This is a genomic window from Acidiphilium sp. PM (assembly GCF_000219295.1).
Classification (GTDB): Bacteria; Pseudomonadota; Alphaproteobacteria; order Acetobacterales; family Acetobacteraceae; genus Acidiphilium; species Acidiphilium multivorum.
The window spans coordinates 1-4,790 of record NZ_AFPR01000584.1; the positions used below are offsets into that span (position 1 = coordinate 1).

Annotated in this window: 5 protein-coding genes and 1 pseudogene; 4 read left to right on the forward strand and 2 right to left on the reverse strand. The window is 63.6% G+C overall.

Annotation, left to right across the window (positions count from 1 at the left end; all coding sequences use genetic code 11):
- Both APM_RS22130 and APM_RS18900 read left to right on the forward strand, forming a co-directional pair.
- Positions 1–204: hypothetical protein (locus APM_RS22130; RefSeq protein WP_039889285.1), on the forward strand; the 204-nt coding region annotated here is incomplete at its 5' end.
- A gap of 1 nt (position 205) precedes the next feature.
- Positions 206–799 carry a DUF2867 domain-containing protein gene (locus APM_RS18900; RefSeq protein WP_241763221.1) on the forward strand — a complete coding sequence of 198 codons (594 nt, stop codon included), beginning with the start codon at positions 206–208 and terminating at the stop codon, positions 797–799.
- Between the two features lie 68 nt (positions 800–867).
- On the opposite strand, the gene APM_RS18905 is transcribed toward APM_RS18900, so the two are convergent.
- Complete coding sequence (locus tag APM_RS18905; RefSeq protein ID WP_007424997.1) at positions 868–1,767, reverse strand: LysR family transcriptional regulator; 900 nt, start codon at positions 1,765–1,767, stop codon at positions 868–870.
- Positions 1,768–1,887: 120 nt separating this feature from the next.
- On the opposite strand from APM_RS18905, the gene APM_RS18910 reads away from it, so the two are divergent.
- The gene (locus APM_RS18910; protein ID WP_007424998.1) at positions 1,888–2,766 is read left to right on the forward strand and encodes an NmrA/HSCARG family protein; all 879 of its coding nucleotides are present in this window, start codon (positions 1,888–1,890) and stop codon (positions 2,764–2,766) included.
- 34 nt (positions 2,767–2,800) lie between these two features.
- Positions 2,801–3,748, forward strand: a complete 948-nt coding sequence (locus tag APM_RS18915; RefSeq protein WP_007424999.1) for an alpha/beta hydrolase — start codon at positions 2,801–2,803, stop codon at positions 3,746–3,748.
- Positions 3,749–3,949: 201 nt separating this feature from the next.
- Here the strand turns inward: APM_RS18915 and APM_RS18920 are convergent.
- Positions 3,950–4,702: pseudogene (locus APM_RS18920) on the reverse strand (SDR family oxidoreductase).
- Between the last annotated feature and the right edge of the window lie 88 nt (positions 4,703–4,790).

Sequence of the window (4,790 nt, forward strand, 5' to 3'; positions counted from 1 at the left end):
GCGAAGGCTTCGGTGGCGTTGGAAAAATATCTCGACCCGGACGTCACTCTCAGGAGCCCATTCCTCCCTGAGCCGTTCGTCGGCCGGGACGCGGTTGTAAGCGTTTTGAAGGCTTTGCTGGCCGGAATCGTTGCAATCCAGCAAAAGCTGGCACCGCTCGTTGGTGTGCCCGCGCTGGAACTGGTCGAGCAGGGACGGGGCTGATATGAACGTCTCCCTCAGCATTCCTGAGGAGACTCCCGTGCTACCTTCTATGCGTCTGTGTTCCGCGCCAGGTTCGCCTCGAACGCCTGGCAAGAGAGCAAATCTCGTCAGGCCGCCCGCCGAGAGCGCTATTGCGGACTGGTTTGTCGGTGCGGATCTGGTCGACGCCTATGCCATCATGCTGCCCGATGAGGCGCCCCATGATATCGAGGCCCTGGCGCGCGAGGCCTTGGAACACCCGCCGGCCTGGTTTCGGGTGCTGCTCCGCCTCCGCGACGCCGTCGTCTCGGCGGGCGGCGTAAAATCCTCTCGGCGGATACGGCAGGATGCCGAGTCCGAAGGTCGCGCGACCGTGGCGTTCTTTCCGGTCCTGGCGCGTTCGGAGCGGGAGCTTGTGCTGGGGGAAGACGACCGGCACCTCGATTTTAGAGCCTCAGTCCTGGTGCGGGTCACGACGGACGAGGAGAAGCGCGTCCTTATCATTACCACGGCCGTGCACTGCCATAATCTGCCGGGCCGCGTGTACCTGATGACGATCGCCCCGTTCCACCGCCTTATCGTCCGCAGCAATCTCGAACGTTTTCTTGCACGCTGACCCTTCAGGGGCGGTTGCATTTTCTTGGCGATTATTTCCGAATGTGCGTCGGAGCCGACGCACCCGCGTCACGCAGGCGGCAGAAATGCCCTGTCTGGGAAGGATTTCTCCACGACGTTCAGGAAGGCGCGCACCTTCGCCCCGACAAGCCGGCGGGAACTTTGTAGCGCCCAGAGCTCGACTGGAGGTTCGGACACTGGTCCCCAAAGGACGAGGCGGCCCGCCGCGACATCGTCGGCGACAAGCATTTTGGGCAACACCGCAGCCCCGGCGCCGGCCAGCACCGCGTCGCGCACCATCAACAGCGATGACAGCCGCAGCACAGGCTCCGGCTTGATAAAGATATCAGATCCCTGATTGGCGCGGAGCCGCCAGGTGATGTCCGGCGGCGTCGTGGTCAACACCACCGCCCGCACGGCAAGTTCACCCATCGCCGCTGAATGGCTCGTAGCCCGCGGCAAGTCCGGCGGCGCCACGATCAGGCGCTCGTCATTCAGGAACCGGCGGCCGACCAGTCGGTCGTCCGGCGCTGGATCAACGCGGATGACGAGATCATAGTCGTCCTCCACCGGGTCAACCTTGCGATCCTCGGCGACGATCTCGAGCTGAACGTCCGGATAGGTGAGGGCGAAACGCGCGCCGATCCGACCGAATGCCATATGCGCGATGACGACCGGGATGCTGACCCTGAGCCGACCGCGCGGGGTGGAAGCTCCCAGCACCACCGCCTCGCGTGCTTCCGCGATCTCGTCAAGCGGCCCACAGGTGCGCTCATGCAGGGCGCGTCCCTCTTCGGTCAGGCGCAGGCTCTGCGAGCCGCGCTCGATCAGCCGCACGCCGAGATTCTGCTCCAGTTCCGCGACCTTGCGCGACAGCGTCGCCTTCGACCGGCCAGAAGCCCGGCTGGCGCGACCGATCCCGCCATGGGTGGCCACCAGATTGAAATCGGACAGGGCTTGCAGGTCCATAAGGTGTTCCGTCTTTGGGATGATCTGTTTCAAACATGGCGGCTGTCAGCTAAAAATGGAACAGCTATTTTTGCTCCTTCTCGCGGATGGATTTCCGCAGCCACCAGAGGAGTACCCATCATGAGCATTCTCGTTACAGGTAGCACCGGCACGATCGGCGCCCAGGTTCTGGCCCATCTCCATGAGCGCGGGGCCGATATCCGCGCGCTCACCCGCTCGCCTGGCAAGGCGTCGCTTCCCTCCGGCGTTACGCCGGTACGCGGCGACCTCGCCGATATCGACTCGGTGCGCGCGGCACTCGAGGGAGTAAGCACACTCTTCCTGCTCGTTCCCAATGTTGCCGATGAGCTGACCGAGGCCATGCTGACACTGACGGTCGCGCGCGAGGCCGGCGTCAAGGGCATCGTCTATCTGTCGGTGTTCAAGGGCGAGACCTATGCCGACGTGCCGCATTTCGCCGGCAAGCACACGATCGAGCGGATGATCGAGGCGCTGGACCTGCCGGCGACAATCCTGCGTCCGGCCTACTTCATCCAGAACGACCTTCGCCAGAAAGACCCGCTGCTGAAGTTCGGCACCTATGCCGCGCCGATCGGTTCGAAGGGGGTCTCGATGGTCGATATCCGCGATATCGGTGAAGCCGCTGCCATCGAACTGCTCCGCCGGGACCAGGCACCCGCACCGATTGGTCGCGAGATCTATGAACTGGTCGGCCCAGACAGCCTGACCGGAGAAGGTCTCGCGGCGATCTGGAGCGACGCACTCGGCCGCGCCATTCGCTATGGCGGCGACGATCTCACCGTGATGGAGCAGCGGATGAAAGCCATGCTGCCCGCGTGGCACGCGCTCGACCTGCGTCTGATGTTCGGTCGCTATCAGACGGACGGTGCCACGGCGACAGCTGCCGACATTGCTCATCTTGCCAAGCTGCTTGGTCGCGCACCCCGCTCTTACGCGGATTTTGCCAAGGATGCCGCCACCCAGTGGGCGAAGGGCTGAGTGCCGGGCCATACGTCAAACAAGGAGACGGTTCATGACCGACATTCATCCCCTTCTTCCTCAGGACGCCGCGGCTGTAGCCGCGATGCGGCAGGCTGCGTCACCTCATAAGGGCGAGGTCCTCGGCCCAGAGGCGCGGCCGATATTCGACGCCATGCTCGCCGCTACCTCCCCTGCGGCGGGGATACGTATCGAACCGGCGACGGTCGGCGGCATCAAAGGGTTCTGGCTTCGCCCGGACACGGCGCAGCCTGCGATACGGATGCTCTACCTGCATGGTGGTGGTTACATGCTTGGCTCGGCCCGGGCATTTACCAGCTTCGCCGGGCAGATCGCCACGCGGATCGGCGCCGATACTTTCGTGCCCGATTACCGGCTTGCCCCCGAGTATCCATTCCCAGCCGCAATCGACGATGTGGTCGCCGCCCATCGGGGCCTCGTCGCAGACGGAGCCGAACGGATTGTTGTTGCGGGCGACTCTGCAGGCGGTGGCCTGACGCTGGCACTGCTGTCGATCCTCGCGGACGAAAGGAAGAGGGGAACTTTGCAACCCGTCGCGGCGGCCGTGATGTCGCCCTGGAGCGACCTCGCTCTCACCGGCGCCAGCTTCGAAACCCGCGCCGAGGCGGACCCGATCTTCACGCGTGGGACACTCCAGGCCTTCGCCGACGCTTACCTGCAAGGGCAGGTAGCCACCGATCCCAGGGCATCGCCGCTCTACGCACGGCTTGGCGGTCTGCCGCCGATCCGTATCGATGTCGGCGAAGATGAGGTCCTGCTCGACGATTCCGTCCGCTACGCGGATCGGGCGCGGGCAGCCGGCGTGGACGTCACGCTAGTGGTCTGGAACGGTATGCCCCACGTCTTCCAGTCTTCCCTCGACCGCTTGCTTGCGGCTGAGCAATCCCTGAACGCCATTGGCCGGTTCCTCCATCAGCGGCTCATCGCTGCGGCCGATTCATCAGCCCGCTTGGATGTGTGACGCTGAAATTCACTGTTTTTGAACCCGAAGCTGCGGAAAACGGACTTCCGACAAAGTCGCGGTGCTTGCGGGGATGATGTTCCAGCCTGGCCGGGCCGGCGTCTACACCGGGCGGCCATGGCTTGGAAGGGCGATCCGGGTCAAAGGCCGGCGGCATGGCCTGGGAAAGTCATTACGCCGCGCCACATCTTAATCAGATCATCAGACTTGCTTTGACCATGTGACGGCGTCAGCCCCGGCGGGAATGCGCGTTGGGGCGGCATCATCCGTCGCGGCCCGCCAGATAGCCGCCGCGACGTCCAAGGGCCGAGTGAATTCCTCATGCGCGCCCACGAGGCCTGCAATGACGGCCTGGCCCAGCGGGGCGTAGGGTTCAGGAAACGCCAGCGCATCCGGGGTGAGGGCGCGGGCATTGTCACCGAAGCGGGTCTCCGGGGCGAGGCCGGGGAGAACGAGTTTCACCCTGATGTTGAAAGGCTCAAGCTCCAGCGCAAAGGATTCGGTAAAGGCGTTCACCGCCGCCTTGCTGGCCGTGTAGACCGAGAGCAGCGGCAGCGGGCGCAACGTAACCGTCGAGGTCACATTGATGATGGTGCCGGACTTGCGCGCCCGGAATTGCGGCAGAACGGCCTGGATCATCGCCATGGTACCGAAGGTATTGGTTTCGAAGATGCGTCGGACCATGTCGATCGGCGTGCCTTCGAGCGCGTTCAGCCAGCCGATGCCGGCATTGCTCACGAGCACGTCGATATTCCCAGCCGCGGTGATGGCCTGCGCGATGCTGCTCTGGTCTGTCACATCCAGCTTCAACAGCTACAGATTGGGGGCAGGGGGAATAACGCTGTCATCCGGGGTGCGCATGGTGGCGATGACGCGCCAGCCGCGTTCGAGGAAGTATTTCGCGGTCTCCAGGCCAAAGCCCGAGGAGCAGCCGGTGATGAGTATGGATTTCATGATGACTCCTGCGATGAAGAGGAATGAATGGGAAAAGGAGGTTAGACCGGCACGCAGGGACGGAATATGATAAGAAATCCATATTTCA